Source organism: Actinoplanes sp. CA-051413 (assembly GCF_050955795.1).
GTDB lineage: Bacteria > Actinomycetota > Actinomycetes > Mycobacteriales > Micromonosporaceae > Actinoplanes.
Genome location: NZ_CP192100.1, coordinates 6,712,736 through 6,732,454 on the forward strand (window position 1 = coordinate 6,712,736; position 19,719 = coordinate 6,732,454).

Sequence of the window (19,719 nt, forward strand, 5' to 3'; positions counted from 1 at the left end):
GACAGGGGTTCACCATGGCAGTCGAGGCCATCGGCTCGACGGGGTCCAGCACGTCCAGCGCCCGCACCGAGTTCCAGCGCATTCAGCAGAAGCTGGCCGACGACCTGGCGGCGAAGGCGGCCGAGAAGGTCGCCGCCAAGGACAAGGCGGTTGTCACCCGGACCGAGGAGGACTCGCTGAAGGAGCGCCAGACGACCAGCAAGACGCTGGACATCGGGCAGCTCGGCAGCTCCCTGGACCTGATCATCTGAGCCGTCCGCCGGCGACGACACGCATGGGATAAAAGGCGCTGAACGGCCACAATGGCCGGCCGGGCGTCGTAGCATCCGGTGTCCGCATCGCCCAGCCCCGGAGTCGCCTCATGTACGGCCGGCTCGCCCTGGTGATCACGCTGGCCCTCACCGCCGCGCCGGGTGCGGCGGTCGCGGCACCACCGGACCCGGCGGCGCTGGAGGCGGTCACCGAACTGGTCGACGGCGAGATGTGGCAGAAGGTGACGTACCGGGTGCACCGCGGCGAGGAGGTCACGGCGGCCCTCGGCGTGATCAGCGTGCAGGCCGCGCCCGTCCGCGGCCTGGTCGCCGAGGTGCGGGCGTACGGCGACCTGGAGTTCACCCGGCACTACCGCAACTGCTGGTACACGACCGGGACCGACGCGGAGATCGCCTGGTGCCAGTTCGACGACGCGATCGTGCCCGGGCACGGCGGGCTCACCCTCGAGGCCCCGATGGTCTCGGTGCGGCCGGACGCCGCGCCTGGGCACATCCACGGCCTGCCGTTCCGCTGGCAGAGCCTGAGCTGGGCGGCCTCCCGTGGCGGTCTGCGCAAGGTGGTCGACTACTTCAAGGTGCCGGGCGCCGCGGTGACCCGGGGCACCGACGGTGTCGTCGGCCTGCGGGGGCGGGCGCTGCCGATGGCCGACATCCGCACCAACGGCAACTTCGCCCCGCTGGAGCTGGTTGACGGCCCGGCCCCGGCGAGCCCTTCGGCCTTCCCGGCCACCTCCTCCCCGAGCGCCACCGCATCACCCGCGCCGAGCGCCACCGCTTCACCCTCCCCGGCCGCCACCGCTTCACCCTCCCGGGCTGCCACCGCTCCGCCCTCCGCGGCCGCCACTGTGGCCGGAACCGGCCAGGACCCCGGCGCGGAGCCCGGCGCGGGCCCCGGCGCGGAGCCCGGCGCGGGCCCCGGCGCGGAGCCCGGCGCGGGCCCCGGCGAGGAGCCCGGCGGCGCGGGCCTGCCGGTGACCGGTGGCCAGACCGCCGGGGCGGCCGGCATCGGCGTGGCGCTGCTGCTCAGCGGAGTCGCGACCCTCATGCTCGCGCGCCGGCGGCGCCAATTGTATTGACACAAGTTCGACCGACTGGCACCCTCCCCTTGTATCGAGCGCATGACACAAAGGGGGACGGGTGTACGTCATCGCCACGGTGGTCCTGGTGTTGCTGCTGCTCGGCATCGCCGCCCTCGCGCTGGTCCGGGTCCACTGGCCCCTCACCGTGCCCGCCCCGGCCGTCCGCCGCCCCGACCCGGCCGCGAAGTGGCGAGTGGCCGGCATCCTCACCGGCGCCGTGGCCGCCGCCGTCGCCGTCGCCGCGCAGACCCCCGAGCTGGGCCGCGGGATCCTGCTGGCAGCGCCCGTCTTCAGCATCGGCGTCTTCGCCGGGGCGCTGACCGGCGAGGCGACCCGCGGCCTGCCGGCGGGCGGGGTCCGCCGGGCCGGGCTCCGCGTCCGCCGCACGCTCGACTACGTACCCCGCCTCCTCGGCGCGGGCGTCGCCGTGTCCACCGTGGCACTGTTCGCCGTGGCCACCCTCACGACCATGACCGCCTCCGCGGACTCCGGCGGTCGGCAGCTGACGTGCCCGGGAAATGTGCAGGAGCCGTGGCCGGGATCGCACTACACCGTTCCGGCCCTGTCAGCCGTGGTGGCCGGGCTCGTGCTGGCCGCGTTCACGCTGCACCGGGTGGTCCGCCGCCCGCAGGCCGCCGAGCTCGCCGCCACCGACGACGCGTTGCGGCGGCGTTCCGCCGAGGTCGTCACCGCCGCGACCGGCGTCCTGGTGCTCGTTCCGCTGACCGGGATCGCCCTGACCGCGGCCCTGGCCCTGCGGACCAGGTCGGAGTGCTCCGCCCAGTGGTGGGACTTCGCGGGACAGAGCCTGTCGGCACTGGGCCTGGTCGCGTTCGCGGCGGCGGCCTGGTGCGGCGCCTGCGTGCTGCTGCCGGCCAAGCGGGCCCGGGCATGAGCGAGCCGCCGGTCCTGAGTGTCACGACGACGGACCCCACCCCGCCGTACGAGCAGGTGCGCCGGCAGCTCGCCGCCCTGATCGGCAGCGGTTCGCTGCGCCGGGGTGAGCGCCTGCCGCCGCTGCGGCAGCTCGCCGGTGACCTGGGCCTGGCCGTCGGCACGGTCGCCCGGGCGTACCGGGAGCTCGAGGCCGCCGGCCTGGTCGTCTCCCGCCGCGGCGGCGGCACCCGGGTGGCCGACGACCCGGCCCGCCCGGCCGGTCCGGCGGACGACGAGTCGGTGCTGCGGCGGGCCGCCGAGGACTACGTCTGGCGGGCCCGGGCGGCCGGCGCCGACCGCGGCTCCATCCTGGACGCGCTGCACCGGGCCCTCGACGCCACCCCCTGACCGGAGATATCGACGCCCTTGACTATCCGCGAGACCGGGGCTTAACGTCTGCGAAACCTTCCCGAGCACCAGCGAAGTCTTCGAGGGCGTCGATGAAACGATTCATGACCGCCGTGATCCTGGTCCTCGCCACCGCACTCGCGGGCTCCCCCGCCCTGGCGGCGGCGCCCACGGTCACGCAGAGCTCCGTCACCGTGCTGACCACCACCGGCCGCACCGCGCTGACCTACACCGGCTACATGAACGGCGAGTCGTTCCAGCAGGACGGCATCACCACCGTCGCGGGCTGGCAGTACACGGCGTTCTGGGACCAGAGCGGCTACGTGAACCTGTCCCGGCGGCAGCTGCCCGGCGGCGGGTGGCAGAACCTGCGGCTCACCGACTACGCGACGACCTCGACCGACTCGCACAACACCATCAGCATCGGCATCTCGCGCCAGGACGGCACCATCCACCTGGCCTTCGACATGCACTCCTCGGTGCTGCGCTACCGCCGGTCGATCGCCGGGCTGGCCACCTCCCCGGGCACGGCGGCCTGGTCCACGAGCAGCTTCGGCCCGGTGGTGACCAGCCTGACCGGGGCGGGCATGCCGACGATGACGTACCCGCAGTTCCTCACCACCCCGGCCGGCAAGCTGCAGCTCGCCCTGCGCACCGGCACCAGCGGCGCCGGGGACGAGGTCCTCTACGAGTACGCGGGCGGCACGTGGAGCTCCGTCGGGCGGTTCATCGACGGCACCACGGCCAACAACAACGCGTACCTGTTCGGGCTGGAGTACGACAGCACCGGCCTGCTGCACGCCACGTGGACGGTGCGGGAGACGTCGAACGCCAGCACCAACCATGACCTGTTCTACGCGTACAGCAAGGACGACGGCCGTACCTGGCGCAACAACGCCGGGACCGTCATCGCGACCACCGGCAGCGCGCCGCTGATCTCCGACGCGGCCGGGCTGCGGGTCTGGGCCATCGGCCAGAACCGCGGCCTGATCAACCAGGAGTCGCAGGTGGTCGACAAGGCCGGGATCGTGCACGTGCTGGCCTCGCACCTGCCCGCGTCGGCCCCGAGCAACAGCGACTTCACCGCGGCCCGGGAGAACGCGGTGCTGGTGCACTACTGGCGGGACAAGGCGTCGAAGGTCTGGCACCAGACGTACACGCCGTTCCTGGAGCGCTCCAGCCGCGGTGACATCGCGGTCGACGCGGCGGACAACCTCTACGTCGCCAGCGGCGACTCCAGCACCCGCAAGCTGCACATCGAGACGGCCTCGAAGGCCTCCGGCTGGACCGACTGGACGCTGCGCTACACGTCCGGCGCGATCTACTTCTCCGACCCGCTGGTCGACCACGAGCGGCTGCGCACGCTCGGCGTGCTGAGCATCTTCGCGCCGCGCTACGGCGGCAGCCAGATCGACATCCAGGACTGGACGGTACGCCCCTGAGCGCATCGAACCCTTACGATCCTCTCCATGGAGCAGACCCAGCCGCCCGTCGACCTGCAGACCGACCGCCCGCACCCGGCCCGGGTCTACGACTACCTGCTCGGCGGCAAGGACAATTTCGCAGCCGACCGCGCCGCCGCCGAGCAGGGCATCAAGGCCAATCCGGCCAGCCGCACGCCACCGCGGGAGAACCGCGCCTTCCTGCGCCGAGCGGTCCGCTTCCTGGCCGCGGAGCGCGGCATCGACCAGTTCCTCGACATCGGTACGGGCATCCCGAGCGCCCCCAACGTGCACCACGTGGCCCAGCAGGTGAACCCGGCCGCCCGGATCGTCTACGTCGACAACGACCCGATCGTGCTGGCCCACGCCCGTGCCCTGCTGACCAGCACCCCCGAGGGCCGCACCGAGTATCTCGACGCCGACCTGCGCGACGTGGACTCCATCCTGAACGCCCCGCAGCTGCGGGACACCCTGGACCTCGGTCGCCCGGTGGGTCTGCTGCTGATCGCGATACTGCACTTCATCGGCGACGACAACGACCCGGACGACATCGTCGCGCGCCTGCTGGCGGCTCTGCCCCCGGGCAGCCACCTGGTGCTGTCCCACCTGACCGGTGACTTCGCGCCCGAGGCGTGGGAGCGCGTGGCGGCGATCTACCGGCGTACCGGGGTGACCATGCAGGTGCGCCCGCGCGAGCGGATCGCCCGCTTCTTCACCGGCCTGGAGCTGGCCGAACCGGGCCTCGAGCTGGTCAACCGCTGGCGGCCGGACGGCCCCAATCCCGATGGTGAGCCGACCGACGCCGAGGTCTCCGTCTACGGCGGAGTGGCCCGCAAGCCCTGAGTCACCAGTTGAAGCGGCCCGGGTAGGTCACGTCGGCGAGCTTGTTCTGGCCCTCGACGTCGGGGTGGAAGTAGTCGATCTCGTTGACCAGGTCGAGGGAGAAGCGGACCCGGTGCGCGTCACCGCCGTCCCAGCGGCACTTGCGGCCGTACTTCTCGCAGGCCGCCTCCAGCTCCCGGTTGTACGCGTCCACCCGGTCCTCGACCTGGTGGCGGCGCTCGTCGTCGGCCTTGGCGGTCGAGGTGGGCCGGGCCAGCAGGGACTGACACACGCCGCGGTTCCAGGCCCGCACGGCGCGCTCGTTCTCGTGGCCCAGCTGCCACAGCCGGTAGATGTTCGGGATGCTCACCACGAGCACCCGCGCCTTCGGCAGTCCCTTCTTGAGCCGGGCCAGGGCCGTGTCGACCTGCTTGCGGAAGGTCCTGGTCGTGGTCATGTCGGCGACCCGGCCGGTGCAGGCGTCGTTGGCGCCGATGAGGACGGTCACGTACTGGACCTTGTCGTCGACCGCCCGGCCGGCCTGACCGGCGAGATCACGCGCCCGGGCCCCCGGTACGGCGTAGTTCTCGGCGTTGCCCTTGATCGCGCCGTTGTCCTCCCGGATCCGCCGGTAGTGACTGTCCACCGCGGCACTGCTGCCGGTCGTCCACGAGTTGCGGCTGCACGCCACCAGGGTGAAGCAGGTGCCGTAGCCCGCCGTGATGGAGTCGCCCAGCGCCCCCATGGACGCCGGCAGGCCCTTGGCGGTGCCGGTGGGCTCCGGGGCGGCGGTTCCGGCTCCCTCGCAGGCCAGCGCGAGGGCGGCGAGGGCGACGAGCACGATCAGGTGCCAGCGGCGGAGCACAAGTAATCCCCCATCACGGAATGCAACGACTGCATCACCGTAAGGCATCTGCGCCGCGGCCGTCACCCCGGTCACCCCCGGCCGCGCGGGACATCGCAAGCTGATCACCATGACCTACTCCGCACTCAGCCACCTGGAGTGTTCCCGCACCGGCGCCCGCTACGACGCGGACGTGGTGCAGGGAGTCAGCGACGCCGGCGTACCGCTGCTGGCCCGCTACGACATCGAGCAGGCGGGCCGGTCCCTGACCCGCGAGTCGCTCGCCGCCCGCCCGGCGACCCTGTGGCGCTACCACGAGATGCTGCCCGTACGGGACCCCGGCCGGCTCGTGACCCTCGGCGAGGGCATGACGCCGCTGCTGCCGCTGCCGCGCTACGGTGCCCGGATCGGCGTACCCGCGCTGCTCATGAAGGACGAAGGCCTGGTGCCGACCGGATCCTTCAAGGCCCGCGGGGCCGCGGTGGGTGTCTCCCGGGCGGCCGAGCTGGGCGTCACCGGGGTGGCCATGCCGACCAACGGCAATGCGGGAGCGGCCTGGGCCACCTACGCCGCCCGGGCCGGAATGACGTGCCTGATCGCGATGCCGGTCGACGCGCCCGCGATCACCCGCACGGAATGCGTGGCCACCGGCGCCGAGCTGTACCTCGTCGACGGGCTGATCGGCGACGCCGGCCAGCTCATCAACGCGGCGGTCCGCGAGCGCACCGGCTACCAGGAGGTGTCGACGCTCAAGGAGCCGTACCGGCTCGAGGGCAAGAAGACCATGGGGTACGAGATCGTCGAACAGCTCGGCTGGCGGGTCCCGGACGTCATCCTGTACCCGACCGGCGGCGGTGTCGGGATCATCGGCATCTACAAGGCCCTGCGGGAGATGCAGGAGCTCGGCTGGATCGGCGCGGACCTGCCCCGGCTGGTGGCGGTGCAGGCCGAGGGGTGTGCGCCCATCGTGGAGGCGTTCGAGGAGGGCGCCGACGTGAGCCGGCCGTACCCGGATGCGAAGACCATCGCCTTCGGCATCACCGTGCCCAAGGCCCTCGGCGACTTCCTGGTGCTGGAGGCGGTCCGCGCAACCGACGGTACGGCGGTGGCTGTCAGCGACGAGGCGCTGCTGGCCGAGCAGCTGCTCGCCGCCCGCGACGAGGGCACCTTCATCTGCCCGGAGGGGGCGGCCTGCCTGGCCGCGGCCCGGCAGCTACGCGAGAGCGGCTTCATCGGCGCGGCCGACAGCGTGGTGGTGCTCAACACGGGTTCGGGCCTGATCTACCCGGAAACCATCACGGTCGACGTGCCGACCCTGCCGGTGGACGGAGTGATCCCTCGTCTTAGTCCACCGACGGAATTCCACCCGAACAGGTGACAGTCAGCCGCACGAGGTCGTTGCCGTGCTTGAAGACCGCGTAGACACTCGATCCCGGCCCATAGTCGGAATCGTTCACCTTGTACGGCTTCTTCGGGGAAGCGGACAGCAGCTCCGCGGTGGAAGCGCTTGGGCAGGTCGCCCGGACCGAGCCACCGTCCGAGGTGAACGTACGCTCCACGGCCTCCGGCGGCTCGGTCGTCGGCGCGGCCGTGGTGGGCTCGGGCTCCTCCGGGCCGGCCCCGGGCTCCGTGGTGGTCGGGGCCGGGGCGCCGTCGACCGGAGGCGGGAAGCCGGCACCCCCCGGGGGGCCGCCGGGCTCGCCGGCGGCGGCCGGTCCGGTTCCGCCGGTCCTGCCGGGGGTGGGGGCACCGGCAGGGGCACTCGGCTTGCCGGCGATCGACGGGGTGCGGGCCGAGGGGGCGAGCGAGGCGGCGTCGGCGGCGCTGAACATGGGGGCGGCGGCCGATCGGTCGGGGTTGGTGCCGTCCGGGTTGATCAGCCACCAGAGCAGGCCGACCGTGCCGAGCAGGGCGACTGCCACGATGAGGGGCAGGACCCGTCGGCGGCGGCGTCGCGCTGCGGCATGCGGGTCGGTGGGCGGGACTGCGGTGTGGGGTGGGGTGGTGGCGCGCTCGCCCGCGGGGCGAACGGTGTGGCCGGCCGCAGCCGACCCGGCGGCAGCCGACCCGGCGGCGAAGACCGGATCGGAGGGCCCGGAGGTCGGGGCGCCTGGCCCGCCTGCGCCGGCCGCAGCGCCCGGCCCGGCAGCCGCGGCAGGGCCCGACTGCGCGCCCGGCCAGCCGGAACCGGCGCCCGCGCCTTGCCCACCGAAGCCGCCCGCGGGATCAGGCCCTCTGGCATCCGTCCCGGCCGGCCCGCCGAAGCCGCTCGCCGCGTCCGGCCGACCGAAACCTGCGGCATCTGGGCCGCCGACATCGGCACGCTCATGCCACCCGGCGGGACCGGCAGCCGCAGCGCCCAAACCGGCCGCCGCACCTGGTCCACCAAGGCCGGCAGCCGCCGCGCCGGAGCCGGCCGCCGCACCTGCTCCCCCAAGGCCGGCCGCGCCACCCAGCCCGCCGGAATCCGGAACAGCCGGCCGCGGCGGGTGGAACATCTCCGGAGGAACTCGAGACGGATCACCGAGGGCCGCGACAGCAACCCCCGGCCCGGCCGCAACCGCCCCGGACGACCGCGGCCGGATCAGCACCGAAGGCTCGTTGTCGAACGACGGCCCCTGCTCCCCGGCCGGCGTCGCGTCCTCCACCACGCGTAGCCCCGCACCCTGAGCCAGCAGCGCCGCCGCTTCCCGGGCGCTCGGCCGTTCCGTGGTGTCCTTGCTCAGGCACCGGTTGCACAGCGCCGTGATGTAGTCGGGCACGCCCGGGCGGACCGGCAGCGGCTCCGGGTCGATGTAGACGTGGGCGTTGAGCATCTGGGTGGTCGTGTCGGCGCTCCACGGCGAGTGTCCGGAGAGCATCCGGTAGAGCAGGACGCCGAGGGCGTACACGTCCGAGGCCGGTTCGACGCCGTCGCCGGTGAGGCGTTCCGGGGCCAGGTAGGCCGGGGTGCCGAGCACCTCGAATTCCTCGTCGCCGGTGCCGGCCGGGTTGATCGCCGCCGCGATGCCGAAGTCGACGACCTTGGCACCGGTCTCGGTCAGCATCACGTTGGCCGGTTTGATGTCACGGTGCACGAGGCCGTCGGCGTGGGCCGCGGCCAGCGCCGCCGACACCTCCGCGGCGACCCGCATCGCGAAGCGCGGGGACATCGGCCCGGCGTCCATCCGGTCCTGCAACGTGCCGCCGCGGACCAGCTCCATCACGACGTACGGCACGGAGGCCCCGTTGTCGCGGGCCTCGCCGTAGTCGTACACCTGGGCGATGTTGGGGTGCGACAGCGCCGCCGCCGCGCGGGCCTCGGCCCGGATCCGGTCGCGTGCGTCCGGCTCGCCGGCGTGTTTGCCGGCCAGCAGCTTCACCGCGACGGGCCGGCCGAGCACCTCGTCGCGGGCACGCCAGACCACGGCCATGCCGCCGACACCGATCTCGTCGAGCAGCGCGTAGCGGCCGCCGAGCAATTGAGCCCCCTCCATCCGGGGCAGTCTGCCCGGATCCGCTTCGCCGCGCATCCCCGGGGTCCCCCACATCTTGACGTGGATCGATGTATTGCGCTGAGATGAACGACGTCACCGGTTGTTAACGGTCACATCATCCCAGCCCCCGGGAGGACCCGCCATGCCCATCTCCGGACGTCTGCTGACGGCGGCGGTGACCGGTCTGCTGGCCGGCGCGACGCTGACGGCGGTCACCGCGCAACCCGTGGCCGCCGCCGGGCCCGCGCCGCACTACCTGATGACAGCCTTCACCAACTCCAGCGAGTCGAACATGTACGTCTACGACTCGTCCAACGCCACGAACTTCGACCTGATCAGGGCGAACGCGTACACGCCGCCGTCGGGGCTGATCCGCGACCCGAGCATCATGCGGCACACCGACGGCTACTACTACATCGTCTACACGACCAACTGGACCGGCAACACGATCGGTTTCGCCCGCAGCACCGACCACGTGACCTGGACGTTCCTGCGCAACGTGACAGTCGGGCTGAACGGCGCGACCGGCAGCACCTGGGCGCCCGAGTGGTTCAAGGACACCGACGGCAGCGTCAACGTCATCTTCTCGGCGTCGAGCACCGGGACGGCGGGGCAGTTCCAGCCGTACAAGATCACTGCGACCAACGGTGACCTGTCCGCGTGGAGCGCGCGCACCGCGATCGGCATTCCGGCCAACCACATCGACACCTTTGTGGGGAAATCCGGCAGCACCTACCACGCGTTCGCGAAGAACGAGACGACCAAATACATCGAGCACGCCACGGCCGGCTCACTGACCGGACCCTGGACCTTCACCGGTACGGGCAACTGGGCGGGCTGGGGCTCCGGACTCGAAGGCCCGGCCCTGGTCCAGCTGCCGAACGGATCGTGGCGGCTCTACTTCGACCAGTACGGCGCCGGGCGCTACTACTACGCCGACAGCAGCAACCTGAACACCTGGTCGGCCAAGACCGAACTGCCCGGGCTCTCCGGCACCGTGCGGCACTTCACCGTGCTGCGCGAGAACGTCGGCGACAGCACCGCGGTCCCGACCGGCAACCGGTCCCTGCGCTCGGTCAACTTCCCCGACCGGTACGTGCGCCACCGCAACAGCCTCGGCTACCTGGAGCCGGTGAGCACCGCCACCGACAGGCTGGACGCGACGTTCACGATCGGCGCCGGCCTGGCCAACGGCAACTGCTACACCTTCCAGTCGGTGAACCCGGCCGGCCGCTACCTGCGCCACGCCAACAACCGCCTGGTGCTGGCGGCGAACGACGGCAGCGCGACGTTCCGCAACGACGCCACGTTCTGCGGACGGGCCGGGCTGTCGGGCAGCGGGACGTCGTTCGAGTCGTACAACTATCCCGGCTTCTACCTGCGGCACTACAACTACGAGCTCCGCATCGACCGCAACGACAGCAGCGCCGCCCTGAAGTCGGACGCCTCCTTCACAGTGACCGCGCCGCTCGGCTAGGTATCACCGCACGCCCTGCCGAATAGGCTCGCGCTCATGACCGGCGGCGACTGGAGGGATGGCGGGTTCAGGCAGCGTCGGCCCTCCGTGGAGACGCTCGCCTGGGCCGCGGCGTCGATGGGCCCGGGCAGTCGCATCGTCGGCCGGCGCCGGTTGACCGGTGGCGTCTGCTCCGCCGTGCATCGGCTGACTGTCGAGCGACGTGGCATGCGAACGTTCGTCGTCCTGCGGCAGTACCCGGCCGGGCTCGGCCTGCAGGAGAGCTTGGAGAAGGAGATCGCCAACCTCGGTGTGGTGGCGGGAAGCGGGCTCCCGGTTCCGGGCATCCTGGCCACTGATGTTGCTGGTGCTTCGACCGGGGGCGCGCCATCGTTGCTGATGACACGGTTGCCGGGGCATGTTGACCTCAGCCCGGCGGAACCTCGGGCGTGGCTGACGAGGATCGCGGAGATCGCCGTCTTGCTGCATTCTCTCGATCTCCCCGCGCAGACATTCAGACCGTGGACGGATTCCTGGATCGCTCCTCGTGACGGGTTCCAGGTGCCGGTCGACGCACAGAAGCCAGCTGTGTGGAAGGCGGCGTTCCGTGTCATGGCGACGCCGCCGCCAAAGGACACTGCCGTCTTTCTGCACTGCGATCTTCTGCCGGTCAACATGCTGTGGTCGCGCGGGAGGATCACCGGACTGACCGACTGGAACTCCATCCATCGGGGAGCGCGCGCGATCGACATCGGGCACTGCCGGCGATACCTGGCGGCGCTCTACTCGCCCGAGTGGTCGGAGCAGCTCCGGTCGCTCTACGAGTCGATCGCCGGGGTGACTCTCGATCCGTGGTGGGACCTGTACGCCCTGCTGCACTACGACGACAGCGGGCCGAAGTGGATCCGTGGTCAGGTCGCTGGGCGCCGTCCCGTCGATGTGCCGGGCATGACTTCCCGGGTCGAGGTCGCTGTCGAGACAGCGCTACGGCGCCTCGGATAGGCACCGGCTGACAACAAGACACAGACACCACAGCTGGCCGGCACGGTCGGACCGGCACGTGGCCGAAGGCCGCGTCACGCGGGTAAACCGTCGTCCGGCCCATAGACCGTCGCCTCCGCCGGACGGACATCGATCCAGGTAGAGCTAGCCATGCCGCGATGCGGATCCCCCGCATCGAGCAGCGGCCGACTCGACCAGGAGCCTGACGATGACCTCGCGAAGACTGACCTTTACCTTGGCCGCCTGCCTCGGCGCCGCCGCGGCGGCCTGGACCAACGGCTCCGCGGCGTGGGCGGCCGATCCCACCGTCGCCTGCCGGCCGGGGCCCCCGGCCGCCGAGAACGCTGCCGTGACCCGGCAGGTGTACGCCCAGGCGATCCGTGACGGAGCGTCACCGCGGGTGCTGCTCGCAACGTTCGAAGCGGCCTGGGTCGAGTCCCGGCTGAACAACTGCAGCAACGGTGACCTCGACTCGATGGGCGTCTTCCAGCAGCGGGCCAGCTGGGGCAGCGCCGACGCCCGGACCACGGTGGCCACCGCCACCCATGCTTTCGTCGTCCGGGCCAAGAACGTCGACGCGACCTCCGCGCCGTCGGTCACGGCGGGGCAGATCGCCCAGAAGGTGCAGGCGTCGGCGTACCCGGAACGGTACCCCCAGGCGCAAGGCACCGCCACGGCGCTGTTGAGCGCGTACGGCGTGACCAACGGCGCCGGCACCCGGATGATCGGCCCGAACGCGTACATGGACGTCAGCAACAGCGGGCAGATCTACGCGTGGAACTCCCGCTACCTGGGCGGGTCGCCGGGTGGTTACTCCGGACGCTTCACCGATGCCAAGGTGACCGCGGGCGACAACGGTTACTGGCTGCTCACGTCGGCCGGACAGATCTACGCGTATGGCGACGCTCCCTATCTGGGCGGCGGGGCCGCCGGGCACACCGGTGACCTGATCGCCCTGGCGGCGACGCCGAACGGCCAGGGCTACGTGATGCTCAGCGCGTCGGGCCAGGTCTACGCGTACGGAAACGCCGGCTACTTCGGCGGCAGCCAGGCCGGCGCGGGCGGCGAGTTCACCGACATCGAGATGACCCCGACGGGGCGTGGCTACTGGCTGCTGACCTCGGCCGGTCAGGTGTACGCGTACGGCGACGCCGGCTTCTTCGGCGGCAGCCCCGGCGGGTTCACCCGGGCCATCACCGCCATGTCTCCCACCGCCGACGGGCGAGGCTACGTCCTGGTCTCCAAGTCCGGCCAGGTGTACGCGTACGGCAACGCGAGCTTCAAGGGCGGCTCACCCGCCGGCATCTCCGGCGAGATCACGGACATCAGCTACACCCCGGGCAGCGGCTACCTGCTCATCAGCAGCTCGGGCCAGCACTACGGCTACGGTGACGCGCCCTTCATCGGCAACCCCAGCGGCGCCAGCCCGTTCTGATCCGCTCCCGCCGAAAGTTCCCACCTCATGACCGCGAACACTGTCGGAAAGGCAGCTCTGCAAATGACTTCCTGGAAGCGACTGAGGGCGATCATCGCCACCGCCGTGATGGGTTCCGCCCTGATCAGCTCGCCGGCGTCGGCCGCAGCGGGCACCTACCTGCTGGGGCCCGACGAGACCCTGGGCTCGGGCCAGAGCCTCGTCACCGCGAACGGCATCGCGCTGACCATGCAGGGCGACGGCAACCTCGTCGAGTACGCCCCGGGCAACCGTCCCGTCTGGGCGTCCGGCACCAACCGCAGCGGCTCGATCCTACGCATGCAGAGCGACGGGAACGCCGTCGTGATCGCCCCGGGGAACGTCGCCGTCTGGAGCACGGGGACGAACGCCAACCCCAACGCCACCCTCGAACTGCAGACGGACGGCAACCTGGTGGTGTACGCCCAGGGTCACGTTGCCCGGTGGGCCAACGGCGTCTCCGTCTCCACCGGCTCGAACGGTGCCACCGAGCAGGCGAACGCCATCCTGGCCAACCGGAACATCACCCTGCAGACCGTGCACGTGAGCGGCGTGGCTGACAACGCCCACGCCCGCCAGAACATCGTAGACACCGCCAACGGTCTGCAAGCGGCACGGTCGAACTACGGGGGCGCACCGGGCGGCCGGGTCTCGCTCGACCCGCGCATGCTCACCGCGCTCCGTCAGATCGGCGCCGAAGGGGCGCTGCGGGTCAGCGAGATCGCCGGCGGCAGCCACAGCACCGGCAGCCGGCACTACGCGGGACGCGCCTTCGACCTCGACCAGTACGGCGGCCGGTCCACCACGACCATCGTCAACCGGTGCCGCCAGCTCGGTGCGACGCTGGCCCAGTTCGAGAGCGGTAACCACGTCCACTGCGAATGGACCTGAGCCCCGCAGAGCACGGCCCTCGGCGTACGCGTCGGGGGCTGTGCCCTGTCTCAGCCCCCGCCCCAGTCCTCGATCGGCTGCAGCTGGACGCCGACGTCGGGACCGGCCGTGGCCAGCACTTCTCCGTTCGCTGAGAACGCCATCGAGGTCACCGGGGCCGGGAACCTCTCGAGCGTGTGCACCAGCGCGCCGGTGCTGACGTCCCAGACACCCTGACTTCCGTCCTGACCGCCCACCGTGATGCTGTTCCTGATCAGCGGATGGAAGGCTATGACGTTCGCCGCGGTGACGCCCTGGAGCTCACGGACAGGCTTTCCGCTGCTGGAGTCCCAGATCCCCACGTGGCCGGTACCAGTCACCATCGCCAGCGTATTTCGCACGAGCGGATCGAATTCCAGCCGCTTCGGCGGCTCCGGCAGACCCTGGATGGTACTGACGTCACGGCCGGCGCCCGGGTCCCACACGTGAATCTCGGTTCCGGTGCTGATCGCCAACTGCTCGGTGAGGAGATCGAACTGGAGGATACCGACCGGACCCTCGAACTTCAGCTCGCGCACGACCGCGTCCGACTTCGTGTCCCAGATCTTCACGATCCCGGCGGCGCTCCCGATGGCCATGATCCCCCGGCGGCGCGGGTTGAAGGCCAGGACCGGCGCCGCACTGGCCGCGTCGCCCCTGGTGCCGAGGATCGGCTTGCCGCTGCCGGTGTCCCAGATCCGGATCAGTCCACTGGTTCCCGAGACGGCCAGCACGTTGCGGTTCATCGGGTCGAACGCGAGGGCGGCGATCCGCGTCTCGCCAGTGGCGATGGTTTTCACCGCCTTCGGGTCCGAGCTCCACAGATGAACGTCACCGTCGGTGCCGGCGGTCGCCATCGACGCGGCCGCGAAACGGCCGAACCGGCTGTATGCCACCAGAACCTCGCCTCGGCTGGCCTGGGTGAAGCTTGTCAAGGACGCCGGCGTCGCCGCGGGGCGGTCACGGCTGCGGAACGGCAGATTGCCCAGTCCGAAGCCGACCACCAAGGCCAGAAGCGTGGTCACGACCAATTTCCCGTCACGGAGAAACGAACCGTGTTCGGTGACGGACTTCGCGGGCGAATCCGGCGGATCGTCGCCGCCTTTGATCTGTTCTTTCGCGGCTTCCCACTTCAAGCGCCACGCATCTGTATCGCCGCCGCAAAAGCTGACGAAAGCCTCGACGGTTTCCCACGTCGGTAAATGATCTCCGCCGGCGGCTTCGGCCAATGCCGTCCGCGAACGCCCGGTCGCCCTGGACATCTGCAGGTACTTCGGCAATCCCGCCTCTTCCCGCAGCATTCGAAGATCATGGGCGAACGCGGCGACCGGGCCCTTGTCCGGATCCAGGGGCCTTTCGGGGCGAGGCATGCAACCAGCATGCAGGGCCGCCTGTTCCCCAACAAGTTCTCACTTGCGTCCCATTCCTCAGGCCTACCAACCAACCAAAGTCCGAAATGGGCCATCCTCTGTAGATCGGTCAACGCGGCGCCTGTTCTCTTGCGGCGATTCGCTGCGTGAACGGAACGGTGATGCCATTAGTCGATCACCAGCCGGAGAGCTGCCGCGCTGGACGGGCTGTCCGTTCGAGGAGCGGCATCAGGCCGCGGTGAAGTCCGCGGTGGTGGCCGCCGGGTGGCACTCGGCGAGCCGGGCTCCGATGACCTCGGGCTCGATCGGCAGGGTGGCCGCGCCGGCGCCCGCGATCGGCCGGGGGCGGCGCGGCTGCACGCGGCCCGAGCTGCCGCCGCGGCCCGGGTAGACCATCAGGCCGTTGATCGGGTCGGGCACCGCGTCCAGCGCCGCGCGTACGCCCGGCAGCTCGCGGAACACCGGCCACTGCCCGTCACCACGGAACGCGATCTCGAACAGCACGCCCCACGAATGCTGGTGCCAGTGCCACTCGTACGCGCCGTGCGTCAGCGCCGCCTCGGTCAGGGCGTCGCCGTGCGCGTCCTGCCAGCGCGCCGCCGAGAGCGTCGCGCCGTCGAGGACCTCGACCGACCACCAGTGCAGTTCCATAGTGCGATCGACCGTACGCCTGCCGCGCCGGCCCGGGGACGACCGGCGGCGAGCTCCGCAGATGGTGCAACGCGGCGTCAGCGGCGGCCGGCGGCCATCCCCATCAGGTGGTCGAGGATGTGGTCGCCGGCGACGCGCAGGCCGTTGTGCTCGTACTCGCTGGTGACCCAGACCCGGGTGTTGCCGACCGCGCGGGCCGTCTCCAGCTGGAGCTGGGCGTCCACGTACATGTCGTCGAAGTAGACCGCCGCGTGCACCGGCACCTCGTTGGCGGCGAGCCGGTCCAGGTCGTACAGCGGCGGCCAGTCGTCGTAGCCGGCCAGCAGGTCGGCGGCCGCGGCGAACGGCCGGAGCGCGGCGATCTCCCGGAACATCCAGGGATACATCATCTCGCCGGTGAACAGCAGCGGGTCGGCGTCGGCGGCGAACTCCGGGTGCCGGGCCAGGGCCCGTTCCGCCGCCCAGCCGGTGGCCGAGCCGTCCGGGTTACAGGTGAACTCCTGCAGCGCGAAGATCGGGATGTCGATGAAGCCGGTCGTGGCCATCACCGCGTACCGGAAGCCGTCGGCCAGCTGGTCGCCGTGCCAGGCCTCGTCGAGCAGCCAGTGCAGGTTCGCGTAGCCGTCGCTCATCCCGAACGAGTTGCCCAGGAACCGCAGGCGGCGGGGGGTGAGCCGGTCGCCGTCGGGCAGCCGGACCTCGTTGTCGTCGAGGTGGTCGGCCAGCCGGCGCACGGCCGCGGCATCCTCGGGGTACGCGCGGTAGTACTCGGCGTTGCGGGCGGCCACGCGCGGGTAGGTGCGCGCGTACCAGTCGTCGACGGTGGCCTTGACCCCCGGCAGGCCGCCCGTCACGTAGCAGGTGCGCAGCCCCTCGGGCGCCCGCGAGAGGTAGGCGAGGGTGATGAAACCGCCGTAGCTCTGTCCCAGGGTGTCCCACCGCGCGCCGCCGGCGATCCGGGCCCGGGCGATCTCCGCGTCGGCCACGATGCTGTCGGCACGGAAGAGCCGCAGGTGCGCCGCGAGCTGGTCAGGTGCCATGCCCGTCACCGTCCGGGCGGTGACGGGCGAGCTGCGCCCGGTCCCCCGCTGGTCGAGCAGCAGCACCCGGTGGGTGCGCAGGGCCCGGCCGAGCCAGCCGTCCGCGGCCGTCGGCCGCGGCGCCTTGCCGCCCGGACCACCCTGGAGGAAGAGCAGCCACGGCAGGTCGTCGCCGGCCCGCTCCGGGGCCACGACCTCCCGGGCGAAGAGCTCGATGGCCGGTCCGCCGGGGTCGTCGTGATCCAGCGGTACGGCGAGAACATGGTCGCGGAAGCTCAGCCCCGGAGTAGCGATCATGCGGCCACGGTATCCGCCGCCCCGGCCCGTCAGCGGTGGGTCAGCGCTGCGATCAGAGCCGGATCCACCAGCACGGCCCGGGCCACCTCAGTGAGCTTGCGGTTCGTACGGCGCGAGTAGCCGCGCAACGCCGTGAAGGCAGCATCGATCGAGATGTCGTGGGCCTGGGCGATCGCACCCTTGGCCTGCTCGATGATGATCCGGCTGTTCAGCGCGCCCTGCAACTGCTCGGTGAGGACCTCGCCGCGGCGCACCGCGCGCTCCTGGAGCAGGGCGATCGCGGCCACGTCGGTGAGCGCCTGCACGATCAGCACGTCCGCGTCGTCGAAGTTGCCGCCGACCGTGCTGCCGAAGACGTTGAGCGCACCGATGACCTCCTGGCGTACCCGCATCGGGAACGCGTGCACGGACCGGAAACCCGCGCCGAGGGCGTGCCGGGTGAACTCCGGCCAGCGGGTCTCCTCGTCCGCCAGGTCAGCGTTGAGCACCGGCTGGGCGGTGCGGTACGCGTCGAAGCACGGCCCCTCGCTCACCTGCACCTGGAAGATCTCCAGGATCCGGGCCTTCTCGTCCGAGGCGGCCATGAAACGCAGCCGGCCCCGCTGGTCCGCCAGCAGGATGCCGACCGCGGAAGCGCCGACCAGGTCCGCCGTGCGCACGGTCAGCATGTGCAGGAAGTCGTGCAGGTCGAAGTCGTCCACGAGCGTGTCCGCCACCTCGACGAAGATCCGCGAGAGACGCTCGGCCGATACGGTCGTCATGTCTTCCTCCGGTGCCTGGACTGCTTCCCCGCAGTCTTCACCCATCACGCTCGAAGCGCAGTTCGCGGGCCACTATCGCGCGTGCCACGTCGGCGAGCCGGCGGTCGCGGGCGTACGCGTACGCCCGGATGCGGGCCATCGCCTCCGCCAGCGTGCCGCCGATCTGGACCATGACCATGCCCTGGGCCTGGAACAACTCCGTCGTCGCGCCCAGCGGCTCGTCCCCGTCCGGCCCGTCGGCCAGCAGGACCGTGACCGCCCGGTCGGCCAGGGTCAGCGCCCGCTTCAGCTCGGCACCGGTGAGCGAGCCGGTCCGGGCGCGGAACAGGTCGAGGACGCCGAGCTGGGCGGCGCCGATCTGGAGCGGGAACGCGAAGACGGCGCACATGCCGGCCTCCAGCACCGCCGAGGCGTAGGCCGGCCAGCGCTGGAGTCCCTCGCTCGCCAGATCGGCCACCAGCACCGGACTGCGGTCGGCGGAAGCGTCGACGCACGGGCCCTCGCCGAGGACGAACTGCAACTCCTCGAGGCGTTCGCTCACCGGGTCCGCCGCGGTCAGCATGCTGAACTGCTGGTCCCGGGCGAGCACGGACATCCCGGCACCCGAGGCGGGCAGCGTCCGCACCGCGAGACGGCAGAGGCGGCGCAACCGGTCGACGCGGTCACCGGGGTCGAGGTCCATCGACATCGCCGCTCACCCGCCGGTGCGGGGAGGGCGGTGCCACGGCGGCGCCGAGCGGGACATGGCCGCACCTTTCGGCTGAGGTGCTGCCGGGGTCCGGGGCAGCCGAGCATCGGCCGCCTCGACATCAAGACCGTGCCGGCCGGCGATCAGCCCCTTCGCCTGCTCGATCTCGACCCGGCTCTGCAGCGCGTTCTGCAGCTGCCCGGCCACCACCTGCCCGTGCCGGACCGCGCGTTCCTGCAACAGCCCGATCGAGGCGACGTCCGCGAACGCCTGCGCGATGTCCGCCGACTCGGCCGGCAGCTCGCCCGGCCGGGGACGGAACAGGCTCAGGGCGCCGAGGGCTTCGGTCCGCAGGCGCATCGGGAAGACGTGCACCGCGGCGAACCCGGCGCGGCGGGCCTCGTCGGCGAACCCGGGCCAGCGGTCGCGGTCGGCGTCGGGCAGGTCCGGCGCCGACACCGGCGTGCCCACCTGTTGGCAGTCGAAGCCGGGTCCGCGACCGAAGCGAACCTGCGCGGCCAGGAGCAGCTGGGCCCCGAGCGAGGTCGCGGCGACGACCTGCGGCTCGCCCCGATGATCGGCCAGCAGCAGGCCGGCGGCGGTGACCGGCAGCAGCGTGACGCAGCGGTCGACGAGCACCTGCAGAAAGTCGCTGACCTCGAACGTCTCGTGCAGCGTGTCCGCCAGCTCGACGAAGACGGTGGACAGGTTCGGTGCTGCGGACATGACGCGCCACCAAGGGTCGGACGGGGGGCCGCCACCGCGGACCGGGAGCGTGGGCCTCACCGTACGCCGGGTGGGTGGTTCCGCGGTATCGGTGCGGTCCCGGTGCCCGTCGCCGGTGGTACGTGACGAAGCCGTCAACCGGCGCCC

19 protein-coding genes are annotated in these 19,719 nt (G+C 71.6%); 11 read left to right on the plus strand and 8 right to left on the minus strand.

The features are described 5' to 3' along the window. Positions 1–14: 14 nt before the first annotated feature. The 6 genes from ACQP2Y_RS31595 (at position 15) to ACQP2Y_RS31620 (ending at position 4,920) form a co-directional block, all read left to right on the plus strand. Positions 15–251, plus strand: coding sequence for a hypothetical protein (locus ACQP2Y_RS31595; protein WP_433718980.1), 237 nt, complete (start codon positions 15–17; stop codon positions 249–251). A 110-nt stretch (positions 252–361) separates the two neighbouring features. After that, positions 362–1,348 carry an LPXTG cell wall anchor domain-containing protein gene (locus ACQP2Y_RS31600; RefSeq protein WP_433718982.1) on the plus strand — a complete coding sequence of 329 codons (987 nt, stop codon included), beginning with the start codon at positions 362–364 and terminating at the stop codon, positions 1,346–1,348. Between the two features lie 61 nt (positions 1,349–1,409). Continuing rightward, positions 1,410–2,246 (plus strand): hypothetical protein, encoded by an 837-nt coding sequence (locus tag ACQP2Y_RS31605; protein WP_433718985.1) that lies wholly within the window; start codon positions 1,410–1,412, stop codon positions 2,244–2,246. Next, positions 2,243–2,635, plus strand: a complete 393-nt coding sequence (locus ACQP2Y_RS31610; protein ID WP_433718987.1) for a GntR family transcriptional regulator — start codon at positions 2,243–2,245, stop codon at positions 2,633–2,635. Before ACQP2Y_RS31605 ends, ACQP2Y_RS31610 begins: the two co-directional genes overlap by 4 nt. A 104-nt stretch (positions 2,636–2,739) precedes the next feature. Continuing rightward, entirely contained in the window at positions 2,740–4,077 is a 1,338-nt protein-coding gene (locus ACQP2Y_RS31615; protein WP_433718990.1) for a BNR repeat-containing protein, read from the plus strand. Positions 4,078–4,104: 27 nt separating this feature from the next. Next, positions 4,105–4,920 (plus strand): SAM-dependent methyltransferase, encoded by an 816-nt coding sequence (locus ACQP2Y_RS31620; RefSeq protein WP_433718993.1) that lies wholly within the window; start codon positions 4,105–4,107, stop codon positions 4,918–4,920. 1 nt (position 4,921) lies between these two features. On the opposite strand, the gene ACQP2Y_RS31625 is transcribed toward ACQP2Y_RS31620, so the two are convergent. Further along, entirely contained in the window at positions 4,922–5,764 is an 843-nt protein-coding gene (locus tag ACQP2Y_RS31625) for an SGNH/GDSL hydrolase family protein (RefSeq protein ID WP_433718995.1), read from the minus strand. 109 nt (positions 5,765–5,873) lie between these two features. On the opposite strand from ACQP2Y_RS31625, the gene ACQP2Y_RS31630 reads away from it, so the two are divergent. Further along, positions 5,874–7,121 carry a threonine synthase gene (locus tag ACQP2Y_RS31630; protein WP_433718998.1) on the plus strand — a complete coding sequence of 416 codons (1,248 nt, stop codon included), beginning with the start codon at positions 5,874–5,876 and terminating at the stop codon, positions 7,119–7,121. Here the strand turns inward: ACQP2Y_RS31630 and ACQP2Y_RS31635 are convergent. After that, a complete protein-coding gene (locus ACQP2Y_RS31635; RefSeq protein ID WP_433719001.1) occupies positions 7,087–9,219 on the minus strand; it encodes a protein kinase domain-containing protein in 2,133 nt (710 codons plus the stop codon). The two genes, ACQP2Y_RS31630 and ACQP2Y_RS31635, sit on opposite strands and share 35 nt — an antisense overlap. A gap of 142 nt (positions 9,220–9,361) precedes the next feature. On the opposite strand from ACQP2Y_RS31635, the gene ACQP2Y_RS31640 reads away from it, so the two are divergent. From ACQP2Y_RS31640 to ACQP2Y_RS31655, 4 genes are all read left to right on the plus strand, one after another. Next, the gene (locus tag ACQP2Y_RS31640; RefSeq protein WP_433719003.1) at positions 9,362–10,696 is read left to right on the plus strand and encodes a glycoside hydrolase family 43 protein; all 1,335 of its coding nucleotides are present in this window, start codon (positions 9,362–9,364) and stop codon (positions 10,694–10,696) included. 36 nt (positions 10,697–10,732) lie between these two features. Beyond that, the gene (locus ACQP2Y_RS31645) at positions 10,733–11,677 is read left to right on the plus strand and encodes a phosphotransferase family protein (RefSeq protein ID WP_433719005.1); all 945 of its coding nucleotides are present in this window, start codon (positions 10,733–10,735) and stop codon (positions 11,675–11,677) included. A gap of 208 nt (positions 11,678–11,885) precedes the next feature. Next, on the plus strand, positions 11,886–13,112 hold the full coding sequence (locus tag ACQP2Y_RS31650; RefSeq protein ID WP_433719007.1) for a hypothetical protein: 1,227 nt from the start codon (positions 11,886–11,888) through the stop codon (positions 13,110–13,112). Positions 13,113–13,175: 63 nt separating this feature from the next. Continuing rightward, on the plus strand, positions 13,176–14,021 hold the full coding sequence (locus ACQP2Y_RS31655; RefSeq protein ID WP_433719009.1) for a hypothetical protein: 846 nt from the start codon (positions 13,176–13,178) through the stop codon (positions 14,019–14,021). Positions 14,022–14,071: 50 nt separating this feature from the next. On the opposite strand, the gene ACQP2Y_RS31660 is transcribed toward ACQP2Y_RS31655, so the two are convergent. From ACQP2Y_RS31660 to ACQP2Y_RS31685, 6 genes are all read right to left on the minus strand, one after another. Continuing rightward, entirely contained in the window at positions 14,072–15,409 is a 1,338-nt protein-coding gene (locus tag ACQP2Y_RS31660; protein WP_433719010.1) for a helix-turn-helix domain-containing protein, read from the minus strand. Between the two features lie 228 nt (positions 15,410–15,637). Next, entirely contained in the window at positions 15,638–16,060 is a 423-nt protein-coding gene (locus ACQP2Y_RS31665; protein ID WP_433719011.1) for a hypothetical protein, read from the minus strand. A 77-nt stretch (positions 16,061–16,137) separates the two neighbouring features. Next, the gene (locus ACQP2Y_RS31670) at positions 16,138–17,397 is read right to left on the minus strand and encodes an alpha/beta fold hydrolase (protein ID WP_433719013.1); all 1,260 of its coding nucleotides are present in this window, start codon (positions 17,395–17,397) and stop codon (positions 16,138–16,140) included. 29 nt (positions 17,398–17,426) lie between these two features. Continuing rightward, entirely contained in the window at positions 17,427–18,158 is a 732-nt protein-coding gene (locus ACQP2Y_RS31675) for a GAF domain-containing protein (protein ID WP_433719015.1), read from the minus strand. Between the two features lie 37 nt (positions 18,159–18,195). Further along, positions 18,196–18,846 (minus strand): GAF and ANTAR domain-containing protein, encoded by a 651-nt coding sequence (locus ACQP2Y_RS31680; RefSeq protein WP_433719018.1) that lies wholly within the window; start codon positions 18,844–18,846, stop codon positions 18,196–18,198. A gap of 6 nt (positions 18,847–18,852) precedes the next feature. Beyond that, positions 18,853–19,572: a GAF and ANTAR domain-containing protein gene (locus tag ACQP2Y_RS31685; RefSeq protein ID WP_433719020.1), complete on the minus strand. Its 720-nt coding sequence runs from the start codon at positions 19,570–19,572 to the stop codon at positions 18,853–18,855. Positions 19,573–19,719: the final 147 nt, after the last annotated feature.